At 63.3% G+C, this 19,300-nt stretch carries 17 protein-coding genes and 2 tRNA genes; 10 read left to right on the forward strand and 9 right to left on the reverse strand.

Features of this window, described 5'->3' with window-relative positions; translation table 11 throughout:
• The first annotated feature begins 27 nt into the window (after positions 1-27).
• Positions 28-354 (forward strand): thioredoxin TrxA, encoded by a 327-nt coding sequence (gene trxA, locus D618_RS0107985; protein ID WP_017670982.1) that lies wholly within the window; start codon positions 28-30, stop codon positions 352-354.
• A 4-nt stretch (positions 355-358) separates the two neighbouring features.
• Here trxA and D618_RS0107990 read toward each other — a convergent pair whose 3' ends face one another.
• From D618_RS0107990 to D618_RS0108015, 6 genes are all read right to left on the reverse strand, one after another.
• Complete coding sequence (locus D618_RS0107990) at positions 359-1,153, reverse strand: inositol monophosphatase (RefSeq protein ID WP_152414598.1); 795 nt, start codon at positions 1,151-1,153, stop codon at positions 359-361.
• Positions 1,150-1,758 (reverse strand): glutathione S-transferase family protein, encoded by a 609-nt coding sequence (locus D618_RS0107995; RefSeq protein ID WP_026091432.1) that lies wholly within the window; start codon positions 1,756-1,758, stop codon positions 1,150-1,152. Before D618_RS0107995 ends, D618_RS0107990 begins: the two co-directional genes overlap by 4 nt.
• A gap of 5 nt (positions 1,759-1,763) precedes the next feature.
• On the reverse strand, positions 1,764-2,990 hold the full coding sequence (argJ, locus tag D618_RS0108000) for a bifunctional glutamate N-acetyltransferase/amino-acid acetyltransferase ArgJ (protein WP_026091433.1): 1,227 nt from the start codon (positions 2,988-2,990) through the stop codon (positions 1,764-1,766).
• Between the two features lie 119 nt (positions 2,991-3,109).
• A tRNA-Leu gene (locus D618_RS0108005) sits at positions 3,110-3,193 on the reverse strand.
• A gap of 72 nt (positions 3,194-3,265) precedes the next feature.
• Complete coding sequence (locus D618_RS0108010; protein ID WP_017670986.1) at positions 3,266-4,714, reverse strand: coniferyl aldehyde dehydrogenase; 1,449 nt, start codon at positions 4,712-4,714, stop codon at positions 3,266-3,268.
• A 97-nt stretch (positions 4,715-4,811) separates the two neighbouring features.
• Positions 4,812-6,011, reverse strand: coding sequence for a PQQ-dependent sugar dehydrogenase (locus tag D618_RS0108015; RefSeq protein ID WP_238550621.1), 1,200 nt, complete (start codon positions 6,009-6,011; stop codon positions 4,812-4,814).
• 106 nt (positions 6,012-6,117) lie between these two features.
• Here D618_RS0108015 and D618_RS0108020 point away from each other — a divergent pair, with 106 nt between their 5' ends.
• From D618_RS0108020 to D618_RS0108035, 4 genes are all read left to right on the forward strand, one after another.
• Positions 6,118-6,714 (forward strand): ribonuclease HII, encoded by a 597-nt coding sequence (locus tag D618_RS0108020; RefSeq protein ID WP_026091436.1) that lies wholly within the window; start codon positions 6,118-6,120, stop codon positions 6,712-6,714.
• 249 nt (positions 6,715-6,963) lie between these two features.
• A complete protein-coding gene (locus D618_RS0108025) occupies positions 6,964-8,085 on the forward strand; it encodes a DNA methyltransferase (RefSeq protein ID WP_026091437.1) in 1,122 nt (373 codons plus the stop codon).
• Positions 8,085-9,194, forward strand: coding sequence for a dihydropteroate synthase (gene folP, locus D618_RS0108030; protein WP_017670990.1), 1,110 nt, complete (start codon positions 8,085-8,087; stop codon positions 9,192-9,194). The genes D618_RS0108025 and folP overlap by 1 nt, the downstream gene beginning before the upstream one ends.
• A 14-nt stretch (positions 9,195-9,208) precedes the next feature.
• On the forward strand, positions 9,209-9,409 hold the full coding sequence (locus D618_RS0108035) for a hypothetical protein (protein ID WP_017670991.1): 201 nt from the start codon (positions 9,209-9,211) through the stop codon (positions 9,407-9,409).
• Positions 9,410-9,991: 582 nt separating this feature from the next.
• On the opposite strand, the gene katG is transcribed toward D618_RS0108035, so the two are convergent.
• Complete coding sequence (gene katG, locus D618_RS0108045; protein ID WP_017670993.1) at positions 9,992-12,184, reverse strand: catalase/peroxidase HPI; 2,193 nt, start codon at positions 12,182-12,184, stop codon at positions 9,992-9,994.
• Positions 12,185-12,476: 292 nt separating this feature from the next.
• Positions 12,477-12,553, reverse strand: a tRNA-Pro gene (locus D618_RS0108050).
• A 143-nt stretch (positions 12,554-12,696) separates the two neighbouring features.
• Between D618_RS0108050 and D618_RS0108055 the strand changes: the two genes are divergently transcribed.
• The 4 genes from D618_RS0108055 to D618_RS0108070 all read left to right on the forward strand — a co-directional run bounded on the left by D618_RS0108055 (position 12,697) and on the right by D618_RS0108070 (position 17,404).
• A complete protein-coding gene (locus D618_RS0108055; protein WP_017670994.1) occupies positions 12,697-13,662 on the forward strand; it encodes a thymidylate synthase in 966 nt (321 codons plus the stop codon).
• Between the two features lie 119 nt (positions 13,663-13,781).
• Positions 13,782-15,056: a 3-methyl-2-oxobutanoate dehydrogenase (2-methylpropanoyl-transferring) subunit alpha gene (locus D618_RS0108060; RefSeq protein ID WP_026091439.1), complete on the forward strand. Its 1,275-nt coding sequence runs from the start codon at positions 13,782-13,784 to the stop codon at positions 15,054-15,056.
• A gap of 53 nt (positions 15,057-15,109) precedes the next feature.
• On the forward strand, positions 15,110-16,114 hold the full coding sequence (locus D618_RS0108065; protein WP_026091440.1) for an alpha-ketoacid dehydrogenase subunit beta: 1,005 nt from the start codon (positions 15,110-15,112) through the stop codon (positions 16,112-16,114).
• A gap of 6 nt (positions 16,115-16,120) precedes the next feature.
• Positions 16,121-17,404: a dihydrolipoamide acetyltransferase family protein gene (locus D618_RS0108070; RefSeq protein WP_017670997.1), complete on the forward strand. Its 1,284-nt coding sequence runs from the start codon at positions 16,121-16,123 to the stop codon at positions 17,402-17,404.
• A 40-nt stretch (positions 17,405-17,444) separates the two neighbouring features.
• On the opposite strand, the gene D618_RS0108075 is transcribed toward D618_RS0108070, so the two are convergent.
• On the reverse strand, positions 17,445-17,912 hold the full coding sequence (locus D618_RS0108075) for a hypothetical protein (RefSeq protein ID WP_017670998.1): 468 nt from the start codon (positions 17,910-17,912) through the stop codon (positions 17,445-17,447).
• A gap of 193 nt (positions 17,913-18,105) precedes the next feature.
• Between D618_RS0108075 and D618_RS18050 the strand changes: the two genes are divergently transcribed.
• On the forward strand, positions 18,106-19,275 hold the full coding sequence (locus D618_RS18050) for an AI-2E family transporter (RefSeq protein WP_051041302.1): 1,170 nt from the start codon (positions 18,106-18,108) through the stop codon (positions 19,273-19,275).
• The last annotated feature ends 25 nt before the right edge of the window (positions 19,276-19,300 follow it).

Consider the following 19,300-nt stretch of genomic DNA (forward strand, 5'->3'; position numbering starts at 1 on the left):
CAAGTCACGAACGAGGAGTTTTTTACAATGGCAACCACTGCAATCAGCGATGCAAGCTTCGCTGCCGATGTCCTGAACTCGGACAAGCCCGTCTTGGTCGATTTCTGGGCGGAATGGTGCGGCCCATGCAAGATGATCGGCCCGGCTCTCGAAGAGATCAGCGATGAACTGGCCGGCAAGGTCACCATCGCCAAGATCAACATCGACGACAATCCCGATGCCCCCGCCAAGTACGGCGTGCGCGGCATTCCCACGATGATCCTGTTCGACAAGGGCCAGATCGTCGAGACCAAGGTGGGTGCTGCCCCCAAGAGCGCGCTGAAGAGCTGGCTGGAAGCCGCGCTTCCCGCGTAAGTCGTCAGACGATGATCGCCGCTGCTGTGTCCCACATCGCTGGGCTGGCGGCGGCGAGCATGCCCTTGCGCTGGTCGCCGGGGCGATAGGGCGATCCATCAAGGCGCGCAGCCTTGCCGCCCGCTTCCTGGATGAACAGCACGCCTGCGGCATGGTCCCAGGGCAATGTGCGTTCGAACAACGTCATATCGTTCTGCCCCAGCACCAGCCGCGGGTATTGTTCTGCCGCGCACCGCGGAATGTCGACCATCGTGAACTTGCCACGCATCGCGTCTGATAGCGCGGTGCGGCGCGGTTCGGGGATGAACAGCGTCGAGATGGCTGCCACAGGCAGGGCGTTGCCGCTTTCGCGTGCCATCACGGGCGCATCGTTGATGAATGCGCCGCCATCCCGCACCGCATGGCACATGCGGTCTGCCAGTGGATCGTAAAGCCAGCCGGCGACAGTCTCGCCTGCCTCCACCAAGGCGATGATGATACCGAAGGGCGGATGCCCATGCGCATAATTGTGCGTTCCGTCGATCGGGTCGATGATCCAAGCCACGCTGTCGTTGACGCGCTCGATCAACGCCGGGTCCGCCTCAACAGCCTCTTCACCCACAATGCTGGCATCTGGCAGGATCAGCGCTAGCCCGGCGCTCAGTCGCCGCTCGCTTTCCTTGTCGGCGATGGTCACCAGATCGCCGGGGGTCTTTTCGTCAATCTGATCGGCTGCCAGCTGCTGGTAATGGTGCAGCACCACCTCGCGCGCAACGGTTCGGATCAGGTCCGATACCGGGGTGTGGAGCGTGTGCATCAGGTCAGCTTTATCATGACATTGGCCTTGTATCCGGGGCGGGTTTGCAAGCCTTCATACCAGCGGCGCACATGCGGCATGTCCGGACGCGGCATGTCGAGCGTGAACCAGGTGTGGGCGTAGGTTCCCATCGGTATATCGGCTATACCAAAGCTGTCGCCGGTAATCCACGGCTGCTGCGCCAGCAGGGCCTCGAGCATGGCCATCATCCGGCCTGTTGCTTCCGCCCCGCGCGCGATCACTGCCGGATCGTGAAGGTGCTCCGGCTTGCGCACCATCATCAGGAAGACATCGCGCTGCGCATCGGCAAAGGCGAACTGCCAGTCCATCCATTTGTCCGCCGCCGCGCGTTGCCTGAGGTCATCGGGCCACAGATGTGGGGCATAGCGCGCCGCCAGATAGCGCAGGATTGCGTTCGATTCCCACAAGACCAGCCCGTCATCCTCGATCGTCGGGATCAGCGCATTGGGGTTGAGCGCCAGATAGGCCGCATCCATGCCGAACGTGCCGCCCACATCGTTGCGGACATAGGCCAGCCCCATTTCTTCGGCAGCCCAAACGACCTTTTTGACGTTGTGCGAATTGAGCCGGCCCCAGATGGTCAGCACTGCGCTCAACTCCGGTAATCGGCGTTGATCGAGATATAGCCATGGGTGAGATCGCAGGTCCACACCGTGGCGCGTCCGCTGCCCAGCCCGATATCGGCCTCGACCAGTATTTCGCTGCCCTTGAGATGCGCTGTCACCGGCGCTTCGTCATAGCCCTCGATCACCACGCCCTGGGCTGCCACCTCGACGCCGCCGAAGCGGATCGAAAGCAGGTCGCGTTCGGCAGGTTCGCCTGCCTTGCCGACGGCCATCACGACCCGGCCCCAGTTGGCGTCTTCGCCCGCAATCGCAGTTTTCACCAGCGGCGAGTTGGCGATCGAAAGCGCGATGCGATGCGCGCTCTCGTCGGATACTGCGCCGGTAACGCGGATCTCGATGAACTTGCTCGCGCCTTCGCCGTCGCGCACGACCAGATGGGCGAGCTGACGGCACAGATCGGCAAGCGCGGCGGCAAAGGCATCCGCACCGGGGCTGCCCATCGTTTCCAGCAAGGCGTGCTGCGCCTGACCGGTGGCAAAGGCGAGCACCGTGTCGCTGGTCGACGTATCGCTATCGACGGTGATGCAGCCGAAGCTCTGGCGATTGGCTGCGCTGAGCATCTGCTGCAACAACGCGGGGGCGATGGCGGCGTCGGTGAAGATATAGCCCAGCATCGTCGCCATGTCTGGCGCGATCATGCCCGAACCCTTGATCACGCCGACCAGTTCGACCCGGCAATCGCCGATCATCGCGCTGGTCGTCGCCGCCTTGGCGAAGGTATCGGTGGTGCCGATCGCATCGGTGAGGTCGCGCCAGCTGCACGGCTCTGCGATGAACGCCGCCTCAAGCCCTGTGCGCGCCTTGTCCTGAGGCAACGGCACGCCGATCACGCCAGTGGCAGAAACGAACACCTCGTCGACGGAGCAATTCAGCTGCGTGGAGACCGTGTTCACCACCATTTCGACCGCAGCCCGGCCACGTCCGCCGGTAAAGGCGTTCGCATTGCCTGCGCTGACGACAAGCGCGCGTGCACGCTCCTGGTGGAGCGCGCTGCGGCACCATTCGACTTCTGGCGATGGGCATTTGCTAGTCGTGGTGACGCCAGCAACAGCGGTGCCGGGGGCCAGTTCTACAAAACTCAGGTCACACCGGTCCCAGTCCTTGTACCGCGCCCGTGCGACGCGCGGCGTGACGCCTGAGATGGCGGGAAGATCGGGGAAGGGGCGAGCGAGCGGCGATACCGGGTGTGTCATGATGCAGATCCAGACCAGAAGAGACTGGCTGCGGCCCTAATCGCAAACTGGCAGCGCGCAAAGTCCTTTGCCAGCGGACGCGGCAAAAGCGGAAGGGTTGCAGCGCTGTCAGGGATTATTGGTGCGGGCGGTGGGACTCGAACCCACACTCCTTGCGGAACCGGATTTTGAGTCCGGCGCGTCTACCATTCCACCACGCCCGCCAATGAGCGGCAGCCTATAGCGCCTTGATCATATCCTGCAAGGCGCAAAAGTGGCTGACCCGCCCCCTTCAGTTACAGCTTCATGTCGCGGGCAATCGTCTTGTGCGTGGCCTCGCCATAAGGCGGCAGGAACCCGGCCAGCTTGGCGACATCGATGCGCGGCTGGCTGTAGATGCCCTTGGCGTGGCTGAAGGTGCGGAAGCCATCGACCCCGTGATACGCCCCCATGCCCGATGGGCCGACACCGCCGAAGGGCAGGTCTTCCATCGCGACATGAAAAATCGTGTCGTTGAGCGTCACGCCGCCGGAAACCGTACGGTCGGTGACCTTTTTCGCCTCGATGCTATCCTCGCCGAAATAATAGAGCGCCAGCGGGCGGTCGCGGCCGTTGACGTAATCGATCGCCTCATCGACGGTCGAATAGGTCTTCACCGGCAGGATCGGGCCGAAAATCTCGTCCTGCATCACCTTCATGTCATCGGTGACGTTGCGCAGGATGTGGAGCGGCATCTTGCGGCTGTTGGCCGATTGGAAGTCTTCGCCCGCCGGGTTGACCTCGATCACTTCGGCGCCCTTTTCGCGGGCGTCGTCGAGATAGCTGCTCAGCCGCTGGTGGTGCCGTTCGTTGACCACCGCGGTATAGTCGTCGTTGCCCAGCAGCGTGGGATAGAGCGTCGCTGCGGACTGCTTGATGTTGTCGATGATCTCGCTCTCGTCCTCGCGAGGGACGTAGAGATAGTCGGGTGCGATGCAGATCTGCCCGGCGTTCATCATCTTGCCCATGGTAATGCGCTGCGCGGCCTTGGCCTTGTCTGCGCCGCGTCCGACGATGGCAGGCGATTTGCCGCCAAGCTCGAGCGTGACCGGAACCAGGTTCTTGGCTGCAGCGCGCATGATGTGATGGCCCACGCTGGTCGCGCCGGTGAACAGCAGATGGTTGAACGGCAGTTCGGAAAACGCCTGGCCGACTTCAGGCCCGCCGGTGAAGAAGGCGACCTCGCTGGCATCGAAATATTGCGGGCCGAGCCTGGCAAGCAGCTGCGATGTGTTTTCGGTATATTCGCTGTTCTTGATCATCACCCGGTTGCCGGCGGCCAGCGCGCCGATGGCGGGGGTGAGGCACAGCTGAATTGGGAAATTCCACGGGGCGATGATGCCGACGACGCCCAAGGGCTGGTATTCGACGCGCGCGCGGGCGCCCAAAAGGCCCAGCGGGAACTGCACCGGACGCTTTTCCGCCTTCGCCCAGCCATCCATGTGCTTGAGCGTATGGCGCGCGGTGTTCAGCACGCCGACGATATCGGTCATTTTCGACTGTTCTGCGCTGCGATGACCGAAGTCTTCGCTCATCGCCGCGACCAGCGCATCAGCGTTGTCGTGCACCAGCTTCATCAGCCGACGAATGCGGTCCTTGCGGACTGCCATCGGCACTGGCAGTTCTGCCAGAAAGGCCGATTTCTGCCTTTCGAGAATGTCGTTCAGCTGGTCCGCCTTCAGCGGTGCGTCTGTCGTGGTCGCCATGCATCGTCTCCCGAATTGTTGTTTGTCGCGAGGGATATCGCAATGGGTTGCGAATTGAAATGTCTTTTGCGCCACTTACGACGCGGGCGAAGACCGATTACTTCGCCGGTGTCAGCTTGAGCAGGCGGCCCTGCGACCCGCGCGCGCCGTCTTCCAGCAGCCAGATCGCGCCATCGGGACCCTGTTCGACCTCGCGGATGCGCCCTTCCATGCTCCAGTTGTCGGCCTTGGCGGCGTTTTCCCCATCGAGCTTGACCCGCACCAGTGCCTGTCCGCTGAGCGCTCCGATAAAGGCGCTGTTCTTCCAGGCGGGGAACAGGTCGCCGTTGTAGATCATCAGGCTGCCCGGCGAAATCACCGGGGTCCAGAACACCTTGGGCGGCACGAACCCGTCTTCGGGCGAATGATCGGGGATGTCGCGGCCATCATAGTGATCGCCGTTCGAAACTTTGGGATAGCCATAGTTGGCACCGCGCTTGACGAGGTTGAGTTCGTCGCCGCCCTTGGGGCCCATCTCGCTGTTCCACAGGTTGCCTGCGCTGTCGAAGGCAAGGCCCAGTGGGTTGCGGTGGCCATAGGACCAGATCTGCGCCTTGATGCGACCCTGATCGTACATGGGATTGTCAGACGGGATTCCGCCGGTCGGCGTGAGCCGCACGACCTTGCCCAGATTCTGCTCGAGATCCTGCGCCGGATCGAACTTCTGCCGTTCGCCCGAAGAGATGTACATCATGCCATCGGGACCAAAGGCGATGCGATGGCCATAATGGCCCTTGCCGCTGACCTTGGGTTCCTGTCTCCAGATCACCTGCATGTCATTGAGGCTGGCTGCGCCATCATTGGCGGTGACCAGCTTGGCCCGCGCGACGGCAGCGCCGCTGGTGTCGCCTTCGCCCGCCTCGGCAAAGCTCAGATAGACATAGCCGTCATTGACGAAATCGGGCGACAGCACGACGTCGCCCAGACCGCCCTGGCCGCCATAGGCAACCTCGGGCGTGCCGGTCACATCGACCATCGCTGCCTTGCCATCCGCGCTCAGGGTGACAAGCTTGAGCTTGCCCTTGCGCTCGGTCACCAGAGCGCGGCCATCGGGCAGGAAGGTCATCGCCCAGGGTTCATCGAACTTCGATACGACGGTGGTCTGGAAGGGGAGCGTGTCGACCGGCGAGATCGCGGCAACGGCCTCGGTTTCCTCGTTGCCCGCCACGGCTTCACCGCTGCTGGTGCACGCGATCAGGGCCAGCGGCAGCGCCGCGCTGAGGGTCAATCGGTGCATCAGGTTCACTCCGTTCATCATGGGGACGATCATCGCTATCCACTGACAGATTGCAAACGATTCGAGTAGAGTTCGATCATCGGGGGCAGGCCTTGCGGACGCAAAGGCCTTGGGCCACAGACGCTTGATGAACACAACTAGTTCCCCCGTATCGCCCAATCACTCGCTCCTCATCGCCGGCGTCGACGAAGCGGGCAGGGGGCCTTTGGCCGGGCCGGTCGTGGCCGCCGCCGTCATCCTGTGCCCGGAAGGCATCGCCGGGCTGGCCGACAGCAAGACATTAAGCTTTGCCCGGCGTGAACGGCTGGAAGCGGAAATCCTGGCCCGCTGCCGCTTTGGCCTTGGCATGGCGAGCGCCGAGGAGATCGACACGATCAACATCCTGCAGGCGACACTGCTGGCGATGACCCGCGCCGTGGAGGCGCTGGCAACCGAACCGGACGAGGTGCTGGTCGATGGCAACCGGCTGCCCCGCTGGCGGTACCGTGCGCAGGCGATCATCAAGGGTGACGCGCTGCACCCCTGCATCTCTGCCGCGTCCATTCTCGCCAAGCAGGAGCGGGACCGGATCATGCGCGCAGCGGCGCAGGAGCATCCGCATTACGGCTGGGAGCGAAACATGGGCTATGGCACCGCCGAACACCTCGCGGCACTGCGCACGCATGGTCCGACACCGCTCCATCGCCACAGTTTTGCTCCTGTGGCCCGAGCGGCATCGCGTTAACCAAAGTTTTTTTGCAGGCGAGTCCTGCGTGCCACACCACCAGTGGTTGAGTCTCGTTGCGTTAACGAGACTCAACATGTGGATTTGGACTCATTGTGTTCCGCCGATTCGTGCTCGCGTTAACCATTTCAACACGCGGAATCCCTAGGGTTTTGGCCTTGACCGATGGTCGCCAAGGACTCATGCAGGGCCCAGTTCCAAGGGTTAGCGGGGGTGAATATGGTTCAGATCAGCGAACGGGTAAGGCCGATGGCAAAAGCCGTGAAGGTGCCTTCGCGCGCCAAGGCGGTGGCCAAGGCGGACCTGCCGCTTAACCAGATTTTGCGCGGCGACTGCATCGAGGAGATGCGCCGACTGCCGACCGCATCGGTCGACATGATCTTCGCCGACCCGCCCTATAACCTGCAGCTGGGCGGCGACCTGTTCCGTCCCGAGGGCGGCCGCGTTGATGCAGTCGACAACGACTGGGATAAGTTCGATACCTTCGCCGTCTATGACCGCTTCACCCGCGAATGGATGACCGAGGCACGCCGCATCCTCAAGCCCGATGGTTCAATGTGGGTGATCGGCAGCTATCACAACATCTTCCGCTGCGGCGCGACGCTGCAGGATCTGGGCTTCTGGATCCTCAACGACATCGTCTGGCGCAAGGCCAACCCGATGCCCAATTTCCGCGGCACGCGCTTCACCAATGCGCACGAGACGCTGATCTGGGCCTCGCGCGACGAGAAGTCGAAATACACGTTCAACTATCGCGCGATGAAGACGCTGAACGACGAGCTGCAGATGCGCTCCGACTGGGTGCTGCCGATCTGCGGCGGCCAGGAGCGGCTGAAGCGCGGCGGCACCAAGGCACACCCGACGCAGAAGCCCGAGGCGCTGCTTTATCGCATCCTGCTCGCCTGCACCAACCCGGGCGATGTCGTGCTCGACCCGTTCTTCGGCACCGGCACCACCGGCGCGGTCGCCAAGCGTCTGGGCCGCGACTGGATCGGCTGCGAGCGTGATCCCATTTATTGCGAAGTCGCCGAAGAGCGCATCGCCGCTACACTTCCGCTCGATGAATCGGGCTTGAAGACCATGCAGTCGCCTAAGAGCCAGCCGCGCGTTGCGTTCGGCACCTTGGTCGAGACCGGCTATATAGCGGTCGGCACCGTGGTGTACGACAAGGCGCGCAAGCACCGCGCCACGATCCGCGCCGATGGCTCCTTGCTTTCCGACGCGCACACCGGATCGATCCACAAGGTCGGCGCGCTGCTGCAGAATGCGCCTTCGTGCAACGGCTGGACCTGGTGGCATCTCGAGACCGATGACGGCTTGAAGCCGCTGGATAGTCTGCGCCAGACCTATCTGCTCGCCACCGAACCGTGATGAGCAACGCGCGCGTCTATGTGCGGCCCGTGGGTCTCGCGGAAAGCCCGCAGACCTATGACGGCGCGACGATCCGGCTGGGGCACAGCCTGGTCTGGTGCCATCTGCTCGCGCTGGAAAGCTATGACGCCGGCAGGCTGGTCGCGCGGCAGATCGTGCCCGTCGATCGCTTTGTCGAGGCATTGAACGCGCTGAGCACCGATCAGGCCACTCGCGCGCAAGCCCAGTTAGCCAACCTCTCGCGGATGCATGCCCCGCTGACGCTGGGCGAGCGCGTGCTGCGCTTCGATCAGCCGCAGGTCATGGGAATATTGAACGTCACGCCGGACAGCTTTTCCGATGGCGGACGGTTTACCGATGATCCGGCGGGCGTGCGCGACGCCGGTTTCGCCATGCTGACTGCGGGCGCATCGCTGATCGATATCGGCGGCGAATCCACTCGGCCCGACGCGCCAGTGGTGTGGGAGGGCGATGAGATCGCGCGCGTCGTGCCCGCGATCCAGGCGCTGGCGCATAGCGGTGCGATCCTCTCGGTCGATACCCGCAAGGCCGCCGTCATGGAGGCGGCGCTGGAGGCCGGCGCGCATGTCGTCAACGATGTCTCGGCGCTGCTCTATGATGCCCAAGCGCTCGATGTCGTGGTGCGGTCAGGCTGCCCGGTGGTGCTGATGCACGCGCCGTCGCAAGGCGCCAACCCGCATGCCGGGGGCGGCTATGGCCATGTCGTCACCGACGTGTTCGACTGGCTTGAGGCGCGCATTGCCGCCGTGGTTGCCGCAGGCGTGGCGCGCGAAAAGGTGATCGTCGATCCGGGTATCGGCTTCGGTAAATCGCTCGCCGACAATCTGGCGCTGATCAACGCGCTGCCTTTGTTCCACGCGCTCGGCCAGCCGATCCTGTTCGGCGCGAGCCGCAAGCGGATGATCGGTGCGCTTTCCAACGAAGCCCCGGTCGATGTACGGCTCGGCGGGTCGGTCGCGCTGGCGATGAGCGCCATCGGTAGCGGCGCACAGATCGTGCGCGTGCATGACGTCCCCGAAACCGTCCAGGCCTCGCGCGTCTGGCGCGGCCTGCGCGATGCCGCCTTGACGGTGCCGGGTCTGGACTGACAGAGGGCTTGGGCATGACCAGCTTCGTCCTCTCCATCGCCATGCTGACCTCCATCGCGCTCGTCTTCGGCGCGATCGCGCTTTTCCGCCGCGGCCAGCGCAAGCAGCCCGCGCTGATGCTGGTGCTCGCGGTGGTGATGATCGCGAACGTCGTGATCTGGTCGATCCCGACCAAGAGCGGGCAATCGCTGGTGAAGTCGGAAGCGCCGGAGTGATTCCCAACCACGTCCGCTCATCCTGAGCCGCGGGCTTTAGCCCGCGAAGTCGAAGGACCCGCGCCCACGCAGGCCGTCTTGCGGGGCCTTGGACAGGCTCAGGCTGAGCTGAGGTGGTGGTCCATTGCTGCACTGGTAACGGAAATTGCACCGGGATATGAGCGGCAGCGCTGTTTACAGACCCTGCAGAATTGATAATTTCAACTCTTATGGCTTTCCAGCGCCCCATTGTACCAAGCACTGCCCTCGAGCGGATTTGCTTCACATTCGCTTTGGCAGCGTTGCTGCTAATGGCAGTCTATTTTCTCTGGCAGCTGAGCTTGGGGAGGTTGGTTGTGTCCCAACTGCCTGAGCTGGTGTTGGTGGTGGCTTTTGCGATCCTACCGTCGGTCTGCCTTGGATTATGGCTGCGATATCGGCGACAACGCAAAATTCTAGCGCTGCGTGAACATGAGCACATTTTGCGGCAGATAACTGGCAATTAGATTTCACGTCTTTCATACTGTGGCCAATGGCCCTGCCACAGAAAAGCCCCGGACATCGCTGCCCGGGCCTTCTTCTTTCGCTTAGCTCACTATCAGCTCACTTCACATCGAACCGGTCGGCGTTCATTACCTTCAGCCAGGCGGCGATGAAGTCCTGCACGAATTTCAGCTCGTTGCCGCGTTCGGCATAAACTTCGGACACCGCGCGCAGTTGCGAGTTGGAGCCGAAGACCAGGTCGGTGCGCGTCGCGTGCCAGCGGGTTTCGCCGCTGGCGCGGTCCCAGCCGATGAAGTCCTCGTCGCCGCTCTCGTCGACGGTCTTCCAGGCCGTGCGCATGTCGAGCAGGTTGACGAAGAAGTCGTTGGTCAGCAGGCCTGGACGATCGGTGAGCACGCCCTTGCTGCTGTTGCCGGCATTGGCCCCCAGCACGCGCAGCCCCGCCACCAGCACCGCCATTTGCGGGATCGACAGGCCGAGCAGATGCGCGCGGTCGAGCATGATCTCCTCGGTCTTCACCGTCTGCCGGGTGGCAAGGTAGTTACGGAAGGCATCGGCGCGCGGTTCGAGCGGCTCGAAGCTTTCGGCATCGGTCTGCTCGGCGCTTGCATCGCCGCGACCGCCGAGGAACGGTACCGAGACATCGAAGCCCGCATCCCGCGCCGCCTTCTCGACCGCGGCGCTGCCTGCCAGCACGATGGCATCGGCCACCGATAGTCCGCCCCGCAACTGCTCGATCTTGGCCAGCACCATTGCCAGCTCTGCCGGATCGTTGACCGCCCAGTCCTTTTGCGGGGCCAGACGGACGCGCGCGCCGTTGGCACCGCCGCGATGGTCGCTGCGGCGATAGGTCGACGCAGACGCCCAGGCCGCCTTGATCAGCGCTGCCATCGGCACGCCGCTCGCCAGGATCGCCAGTTTGAAGGCTTCGACCGCCGCGTCCGAAGGCATGGTGCCGGCGGGAACCGGGTCCTGCCAGATCAGGTCTTCGGCTGGCACTTCGGGGCCGAGATACCGGACTTTGGGCCCCATGTCGCGATGGGTCAGCTTGAACCAGGCGCGGGCAAAGGCGTCGTCGAGCGCCGCCTGATCGTCGCGGAAGCGTTCGGAAATCTTGCGATAGGCCGGGTCCATCTTCAGCGCCATGTCGGCGGTGGTCATCATCGTGGGCACCTTCTTCGAAGGATCGCGCGCGTCGGGTGCCATGTCTTCCGGGTCCGGATTGATCGGCTGCCACTGGTGCGCGCCCGCCGGGCTGCGGACGAGCTCGTAATCGTACTTGAACAGCAGCCGGAAATAGTCGCCGCCCCATTGTATGGGGTTGGGTGTCCATGCGCCTTCGATGCCCGAGGTCGTGATGTGACCACGCTCGATCTGCTCGGCATCGGTCGCCCAGCCAAAGCCCATCAGCTGCATCGCTTCGGATTCGGGCGCGCCGCTCAGCTGATCGGCGGGCACTGCACCATGCGCCTTGCCGAAGGCATGGCCGCCGGCGGTGAGCGCGACGGTTTCCTCGTCGTTCATCGCCATGCGCTCGAACGTCAGGCGCATGTCGCGCGCGGACTGCAGCGGATCGGGCACGCCGCCCGGGCCTTCAGGGTTGACGTAGATCAGCCCCATCTGGATCGCGGCGAGCGGGCTTTCGAGCTCCCAACCCTTGTCGGGCTGGATGCGGGTTTCAGCACCCGTATCGACCCAGGCCTCCTCGGTGCCCCAATAGACGTCGCGCTCGGGCTCGAACACGTCCTTGCGTCCGCCGCCGAAGCCGAACACCGGGCCGCCCATCGATTCGATCGCGACATTGCCGGTGAGGATGAACAGGTCGGCCCAGCTGATGTGCTTGCCGTACTTCTGCTTGATCGGCCACAACAGGCGGCGCGCCTTGTCCAGGTTGCCGTTGTCGGGCCAGCTGTTGAGCGGGGCAAAGCGCTGCTGACCGCTGCTCGATCCGCCGCGCCCATCGGCGGTGCGATAGGTGCCAGCCGAGTGCCAGGCCATGCGGATGAAGAACGGGCCATAATGACCATAGTCGGCCGGCCACCAGGGCTGCGAGTCGGTCATCAGCGCGGTGAGGTCTGCCTTCAGCGCTGTATAGTCGAGCTGCTTGAAGCTTTCCGCATAATCGTAATCCGGCCCCATGGGGTCGGGCGAGGTGCCGTTCTGCGTCAGGATGTCGAGTTGCAATCCGTCAGGCCACCAGTCGCGGTTGGTGCGTCCCAGCAGCGAGCGAACCCCGCCATCCTGTGCCGAGAACGGGCAGCCGCCGCTGGCCGTGCTTGTCTTCATGTCCATATTGCATCTCCGTCAAACGTCTAGGATGACGCTAACATAGGTATGGTCCATGACAGATTGAAACGATCAAACATGGTCTTTCTAATCGGTTTTAGCGATAAGATTGCGGGCGGTGGCTGGGTGCTGCGTGGAACTGCAACGATTCTCGAAGACGCTGGACACGGCCGTAGCCGCCACGGGGCCCGGACTTGCAGAACGCAGTTGTTGTCGCGTGTGAGGACAAGGGCAGCGAACCCTTGGGTTTGGCTGGTTGTTTATGCCGCTGCCTTCACGAAGAGGCGCGCGGAATAAATGGTCGGGGAGAGAGGATTCGAACCTCCGGCCCCTGCCTCCCGAAGACAGTGCTCTACCAGGCTGAGCTACTCCCCGACCCAGACTTCATGGTGCCTTGCGGCGCCTGGGAGGCAGGGGCGTGCCTATAGCCACGCTGTGGCTGGCTTGCAAGCGACCATTTTGCCTTTTCTCCGGGGATGCGATGGCATGGGCAAAAGCGCCATGCTAGACCCCGCGCCATGGACATCGCATTGCAGAGTCGCGCCGCAGACCAGGCGCAATCGCGCCATTTCGAATGGCAGTATCTTGATCTGATGCAACAGATCTGGACGACGGGGCATGAACGTTCCGATCGCACCGGCGTCGGCACGCGCTCGCTGTTCGGTGCGACCATGCGGTTCGATCTGTCCGACAATGCGATCCCCTTGCTCACCACCAAGCGGGTGTACTGGAAGGCCGCAGCGCGCGAGATGCTTTGGTTCCTTACCGGCGAAACCAATATCCGGCCTTTGGTGGCGCAGGGCGTGCACATCTGGACCGACTGGCCACTCGACAGCTACCGCAGGGCAACAGGCGAGACGATCGACCGCGACGCGTTCGAGGCGCGCATCATTGCCGATGCCGCTTTCGCCGCGCGCTGGGGCGATCTCGGCCCGGTCTATGGCAAGCAATGGGTCAATTGGCCGGTCTATGAGCCGGTGGGCGAGGGGCTCTTCCGCCAGCGCGCGCAAGGGATCAATCAGATCGCCGAACTGGTCGAGAGCCTGCGGCACAACCCCGGATCGCGCCGCCATATCTTCGAAGGCTGGAATGTCGCCGAGCTTGACCAGATGGCGCTGCCGCCGTGCCACAAGACCTACCAGTTCTTCGTGGCCAACGGGAAGCTCACCGGTCTGCTGTACCAGCGCTCGTGCGATCTGGCGCTGGGCGTGCCGTTCAACATCTTTTCAGCCGCGCTCATCATCCGCATGCTGGCGCAGCAGTGCGACCTGGAGCCGGGCGAGCTGATCTGGAACGGCGGCGATGTGCACCTGTATCTCAACCACAGCGAACTGGTCGAGGCGCAGCTGGCACGCATGCCGCATGGGGCGCCAAAGCTTGACCTCGTCCGCCGACCGGACAGCATCTTTGATTACCGCATCGAGGATTTCGAGGTGCGCGATTATGCTCCACAGGCCCATATCGCGGTCCCTGTTGCCGTGTGAAGGGCAGCACTATTGACCTATCGCGAATCTTGAAATAATATGTCTCGACGGTGCAATTAGTCGAAAGGCCATCAAGAGCCTCTTCCGGCTGACGGTGCACAGACCCGAGAGGATTTTTGATGGCCGATGGTCCTATGAGATCGAACCTGCCGCCGCTTGCGCTGCACGTTCCCGAACCGCGCTCGCGCCCCGGCGATCCCGTCGATTTCAGCGATGTTATCGTTCCTGCTGCTGGCAGCATGGCACGCCCCGACGAGGCGGCTTCCCCGCATGACATGCGCAATCTGAGCTTCGGGCTGGTGCGCGTTCTCGACGATGACCACAAGGCCGTCGGGGCCTGGGACCCGCGCCTGCCGGACGAAACCCTGCTCAGGATGCTGCGTACCATGGCGCTGACCCGCGCCTTCGACGAGCGGCTGTACCGGGCGCAGCGCCAGGGCAAGACCAGCTTCTACATGAAGTGCACCGGCGAGGAGGCAACGTCGGTCGCCGCTGCCGCCGCGATGCAGGGCGATGACATGGTGTTCCCCAGCTATCGCCAGCAGGGCATTTTGATGTGGCGCGGCTATGCGCTGACCGAAATGATCAACCAGATCTATTCGAATCGCAGCGACAAGCTGAAGGGCCGCCAGCTGCCGATCATGTATTCGGTGCCGGAACTGAGCTTCTTCACCATCTCGGGCAACCTTGCGACTCAATATCCGCAGGCGGTGGGCTGGGCGATGGCGAGCGCGATCAAGGGCGATACCCGGATCGCCAGCTGCTGGTGCGGCGAAGGCTCGACGGCGGAAGGCGACTTCCACAGCGCGATGACCTTTGCCTCTGTCTACAACGCGCCAACGATCCTCAATGTCGTCAACAACCAGTGGGCGATTTCCAGCTTCTCAGGGTTCGCAGGCGCCGAGCGCACGACCTTTGCCGCGCGCGCGATCGGCTATGGCATCGCCGGGCTGCGCGTCGATGGCAATGATGCGCTGGCGGTCTATGCGGCCACCCGCTGGGCCGCCGAACGTGCACGGTCGAACAAGGGCCCGACGCTGATCGAGCACTTCACCTATCGCGCCGAAGGGCACAGTACTTCCGACGACCCATCCGCCTATCGCAGCGCGCAGGAAAGCGCCGAGTGGCCGCTGGGTGACCCGATCCACCGCCTGAAGAGCCACGTCATTGGCCTGGGCATCTGGGACGAGGAACGCCACGCGGCGATGGATCTGGAGCTCGCCGAGATGGTCAAGGCCGCGACCAAGCAGGCCGAAAAGAACGGCGTGCTCGGCCACGGCATGCACCAGCCGTTCGAGACGATGTTCGAGGATGTGTTCGAGGAACTGCCCTGGCATCTGCAGGAGCAGATGGCGCAGGCGCTGGAAGAAAGGGCCGCAAAATGGCCGAAGTGATGCCCGAAGGCGCAATGACCGATGCTGCTGGCGAAGATGCGGCGATCAAGACCATGAACATGATCGAGGCGATCAACAGCGCCATGCATGTCATGATGGAGCGCGACCCCGATGTCGTGGTGATGGGCGAGGACGTCGGCTATTTCGGCGGCGTGTTCCGCTGTACCGCAGGGTTGCAGGCCAAGTTCGGCAAGACCCGCGTGTTCGACACGCCGATCAGCGAATGCGGCATCGTCGGCGTCGCGGTGGGGATGGGGGCCTATGGCCTGCGTCCCGTCCCTGAAATCCAGTTCGCCGATTATATCTACCCCGGCATCGACCAGCTGATCTCGGAAGCCGCGCGGCTGCGTTACCGCTCGGCGGGCGAATTCATCGCGCCGATCACCGTGCGCTCGCCCTTTGGCGGCGGCATCTTTGGCGGCCAGACGCACAGCCAGAGCCCCGAAAGCCTGTTCACGCATGTCGCGGGCCTCAAGACGGTGATCCCGTCGACGCCTTATGATGCCAAGGGACTGCTGATTTCGGCGATCGAAGACAATGACCCCGTCATCTTCTTCGAGCCCAAGCGTATCTACAACGGCCCGTTCACCGGCTATTATGATCGCCCGGTCGAACCCTGGTCGAAGCACGCGGCATCACAGGTCCCGACCGGACACTACCGGATCCCGCTGGGCAAGGCGAACATCGTCCGGTCAGGCGAGGCGCTGACCATCCTGGCCTATGGCACGATGGTGCATGTCGCGCAGGCGGTGGTCGAAGCAAACGGCGTCGATGCCGAGGTGATCGATCTGCGCACCCTGCTGCCGCTCGACATCGAGACGATCGAGACGTCGGTGAAGAAGACCGGACGCTGTCTGATCGTCCACGAGGCGACCCGCACCAGCGGTTTTGGCGCGGAATTGTCGGCATTGGTACAGGAGCGCTGCTTCTATCACCTCGAAGCGCCGGTCGAGCGCGTCACCGGCTTTGACACACCCTATCCGCACAGCCTGGAATGGGCGTATTTCCCCGGCCCGATCCGCATCGGTCGCGCCATTGCCAAGATCATGAAGGACTGACCCGCCATGGCAACTTTTACCTTCAACCTGCCCGATATCGGCGAAGGCATTGCCGAGGCGGAAATCGTGGCCTGGCATGTCAAGATCGGTGACCGGATCGAGGAAGACGGCCGCATCGCGGACATGATGACCGACAAGGCCACCGTCGAGATGGAATCACCGGTCTCCGGCACGGTCATCAAGGTGGCGGGTGCCGAGGGCGATGTGATCGCCATCGGATCGATGCTGGTCGAAATCGAGATCGAGGGCGAAGGCAGCGATGCCGGGGGCGAACCGGTAACCGAAACCGCTCCTGAACCCGAAACGATCGAAGCGGAAACGCCCAAGCTGCCCCCGGTCGAGGAAGCTGCATCGGCGCCCGCGCCCATCGTTGCCCCTGCGCCCGCTCCGGCAGCGCCCAAGGCAGCGTCTGCGCCAGCAGTGATCGAGGCTGATGCGTCCGCCAAGGTTTTGGCATCGCCCGTAGTGCGCCAGCGCGCGCGCGACCTCGGCATCGATCTGGCGAAGGTACGTCCGTCGGAGGGCACGCGCATCCGCCATGCCGATCTTGACGCCTATCTCAACTATGGCGGCACCCGCGCCGGTCCTGGCCGTGCGGCGGACGAGGAAATCCGCGTCATCGGCATGCGCAAGCGCATCGCGCAGAACATGGCCGAATCGAAGCGCAACATCCCGCACTTCACCTATGTCGAGGAAATCGACGTGACGAAGATGGAGGATATGCGCGCAGAGATGAACGCGGGCCGTGGCGATCGCCCCAAGCTGACCGCACTGCCGATCCTGATCGCGGCAATCTGCAAGACGCTGCGCGATTATCCGATGCTCAATGCCCGCTATGACGACGAGGCCAATGTCGTCACCCGCTTTGGCGCGGTGCACCTCGGCATCGCGACGCAGACCGATGCTGGCCTGATGGTGCCGGTTCTGCGCGGCGCGGAATCGTTAAGCGTCTGGGACATGGCGAGCGAGATCGCACGGCTGGCCGATGCGGCCCGCAGCGGCAAGGCGAAGAGCGAGGAGCTTTCGGGTTCCACGCTGACGTTGACGTCATTGGGCCCGCTTGGCGGCATCGCGACGACGCCGGTGATCAACCGGCCCGAGGTCGCGATCATCGGCCCGAACAAGATCGTCGAACGCCCGATGGTGGTCGATGGCGCGGTCGTTATCCGAAAGATGATGAACCTGTCGATCTCATGCGATCATCGCGTGGTCGATGGCTATGATGCGGCAAGCTTCGTTCAGGCACTCAAGCGCCGGATCGAGACTCCGATCTACATCTTTGCGGACTGAAGCGATTGTTTCCCCTCCCGCTTGCGGGCGGGGAGGCCTGTCAGCGCACGATCGCGCGGAAGGTGACGCGGCGGGTTTCGCCCTGCATCAACCGGTCGCCAACGCGCCAGCGCAGGTGGGTGACGTCTTCGGGATTGGCTGGGCGCCAGCTGCCGGTACCGAGCGGAACCTTGAGCTCGGATAACGCACCCCAGCTGCGACCGCCGTCGATCGAAACCAGTTCGCTGCCGTCGACGGTCTCGTCGAGGCGAACGGTGCGGGGCAGGGGGTTAGTGACGGTGAAGCCCTGGACAGGCTTGTTGCCGGTGTTGCGGTATTCCACCACATAGATCAGCCGCTCGCCCGAACTGACCTGCCGGGCAGGCTCCAGCCGCACGCGGCGTGCGCCGGTGCCTTGCGGATCGATCCGTTCGACGAAGATGGACGATTTCGTCCGAACATCATCCGCTGCTGTTGCCATGACTGGCGCCAGCAGTGCGGACAGCGCGATTGCGGTGCGCAGCAGCATTCCTTACCCCGAATTACCCCCGCCGGGATTCTCCGGCTGGCCAAAACGCTACGATGCAGGGGCGAAGATATGGTTAACGCGCATCACCCAAACGCGAATCGCATGACCAAATCGATGCCGCTGGATTGTCGCAAACAAACCGTGCAGATATAACCCGACGGCTCGGTTTGCGGGCCAAGGGCCTGGATTTCTCATGTCTTTACCCCTTCCTGATCGCACGGTTTCCGACGAATTGCGGCGCGACCGCCTGCTGGCGGCATTGGCCCTCATCGCAGGCATTGCGCTGTTTCTCGCATTTCCTTTCGCAATGCGGGCGGGGGCGGAATTCTTCCTGCCGCTGGCCGTTGCGATCGTGCTGTCCATCGCCCTTGTGCCGGCGCTGGAATGGATGGAGCGGCGCGGTTTGCCCTCGATGGCGGCGGCATTCCTCTGCCTGGTGCTGTTCCTGACCATCGCCAACGGCGCGCTGGCGGTCATCGTCGTGCCAGCAGCCGACTGGTTCCTGTTGCTGCCCGACCGCATTCCCAAGATCATGGAGAATCTTGCGCCGCTGATCGATCTGTATTCGGATTTGCAGAGGTTCATCGACGAAACCACCCGGCTGGTGTCAGGATCTATGGTGCGCGCGCAGAAGGCAGCGACGAGCTCTCCCGAATCGGTGCTCGACCTGTTTGCCAGCGCCGCGCCGGCTGTCGCGCTGCAGATGGCGTTCGTGATCCTGCTCATTTTCTTCTTTCTCGCTGGCTGGACCAAGCTGCGCGAGAACGCAATTAGCAGCCGAGGCAGCTTCACTGGTGCCATGGCGACTGCACGGGTCATCCAGAACGTCGTTTCGGCAACCTCGGCCTATCTCACCACCATCACCGTCATCAACCTGCTGCTGGGCCTATCCGTGGGCGTGGTGGTGTGGATGCTCGGCATGGAATCGCCGGCGATGTGGGGGGGCATTGTCGCGTTGCTGAACTTCGTGCCCTATCTGGGACCGGTGCTGGCGGCCGTGCTGCTGGCGCTGGGCGGGCTGATGAGCTTTGGCGATCTTTGGACCGCGCTGATTCCCGCCAGCGTCCAGGTGGTCTTCCACCTCGTCGAAGCCAATCTGATCACCCCGGCGGTGCTGGGTCGCAGGCTGACGATGAACCCGCTGCTGATTCTCGTCTCGTTGAGCTATTGGGCATGGGTCTGGGGCACGACTGGCGCGTTGCTCGCCGTGCCGCTGCTGATCATCATCCAGACGGTCGTTGCAGCCGCAGGCAAGCCGGACATTGCGGGTTTCCTGTTCGAATCGGGAACGCTGACGCGCCACCCCCGCGACAGCGAAACCCCGCCTACAGAGCCACTTTCGCCCATTGGCAGGAAAAATTGAAACAGCTGTTGACAGGCAGGCAGGT

The sequence above is a fragment of the Blastomonas sp. AAP53 genome, from assembly GCF_000331245.1.
Lineage (GTDB): Bacteria > Pseudomonadota > Alphaproteobacteria > Sphingomonadales > Sphingomonadaceae > Blastomonas.

Coding starts and splice junctions, on each gene's coding strand:
- trxA (WP_017670982.1), top strand. CDS start 28: ATGGCAACCACTGCAATCAGCGATGCAAGCTTCGCTGCCGATGTCCTG.
- argJ (WP_026091433.1), bottom strand. CDS start 2,990: ATGACACACCCGGTATCGCCGCTCGCTCGCCCCTTCCCCGATCTTCCC.
- D618_RS0108010 (WP_017670986.1), bottom strand. CDS start 4,714: ATGGCGACCACGACAGACGCACCGCTGAAGGCGGACCAGCTGAACGAC.
- D618_RS0108015 (WP_238550621.1), bottom strand. CDS start 6,011: ATGATGAACGGAGTGAACCTGATGCACCGATTGACCCTCAGCGCGGCG.
- D618_RS0108020 (WP_026091436.1), top strand. CDS start 6,118: ATGAACACAACTAGTTCCCCCGTATCGCCCAATCACTCGCTCCTCATC.
- D618_RS0108025 (WP_026091437.1), top strand. CDS start 6,964: ATGGCAAAAGCCGTGAAGGTGCCTTCGCGCGCCAAGGCGGTGGCCAAG.
- folP (WP_017670990.1), top strand. CDS start 8,085: ATGAGCAACGCGCGCGTCTATGTGCGGCCCGTGGGTCTCGCGGAAAGC.
- D618_RS0108035 (WP_017670991.1), top strand. CDS start 9,209: ATGACCAGCTTCGTCCTCTCCATCGCCATGCTGACCTCCATCGCGCTC.
- katG (WP_017670993.1), bottom strand. CDS start 12,184: ATGGACATGAAGACAAGCACGGCCAGCGGCGGCTGCCCGTTCTCGGCA.
- D618_RS0108055 (WP_017670994.1), top strand. CDS start 12,697: ATGGACATCGCATTGCAGAGTCGCGCCGCAGACCAGGCGCAATCGCGC.
- D618_RS0108060 (WP_026091439.1), top strand. CDS start 13,782: ATGGCCGATGGTCCTATGAGATCGAACCTGCCGCCGCTTGCGCTGCAC.
- D618_RS0108065 (WP_026091440.1), top strand. CDS start 15,110: ATGAACATGATCGAGGCGATCAACAGCGCCATGCATGTCATGATGGAG.
- D618_RS0108070 (WP_017670997.1), top strand. CDS start 16,121: ATGGCAACTTTTACCTTCAACCTGCCCGATATCGGCGAAGGCATTGCC.
- D618_RS0108075 (WP_017670998.1), bottom strand. CDS start 17,912: ATGCTGCTGCGCACCGCAATCGCGCTGTCCGCACTGCTGGCGCCAGTC.
- D618_RS18050 (WP_051041302.1), top strand. CDS start 18,106: ATGTCTTTACCCCTTCCTGATCGCACGGTTTCCGACGAATTGCGGCGC.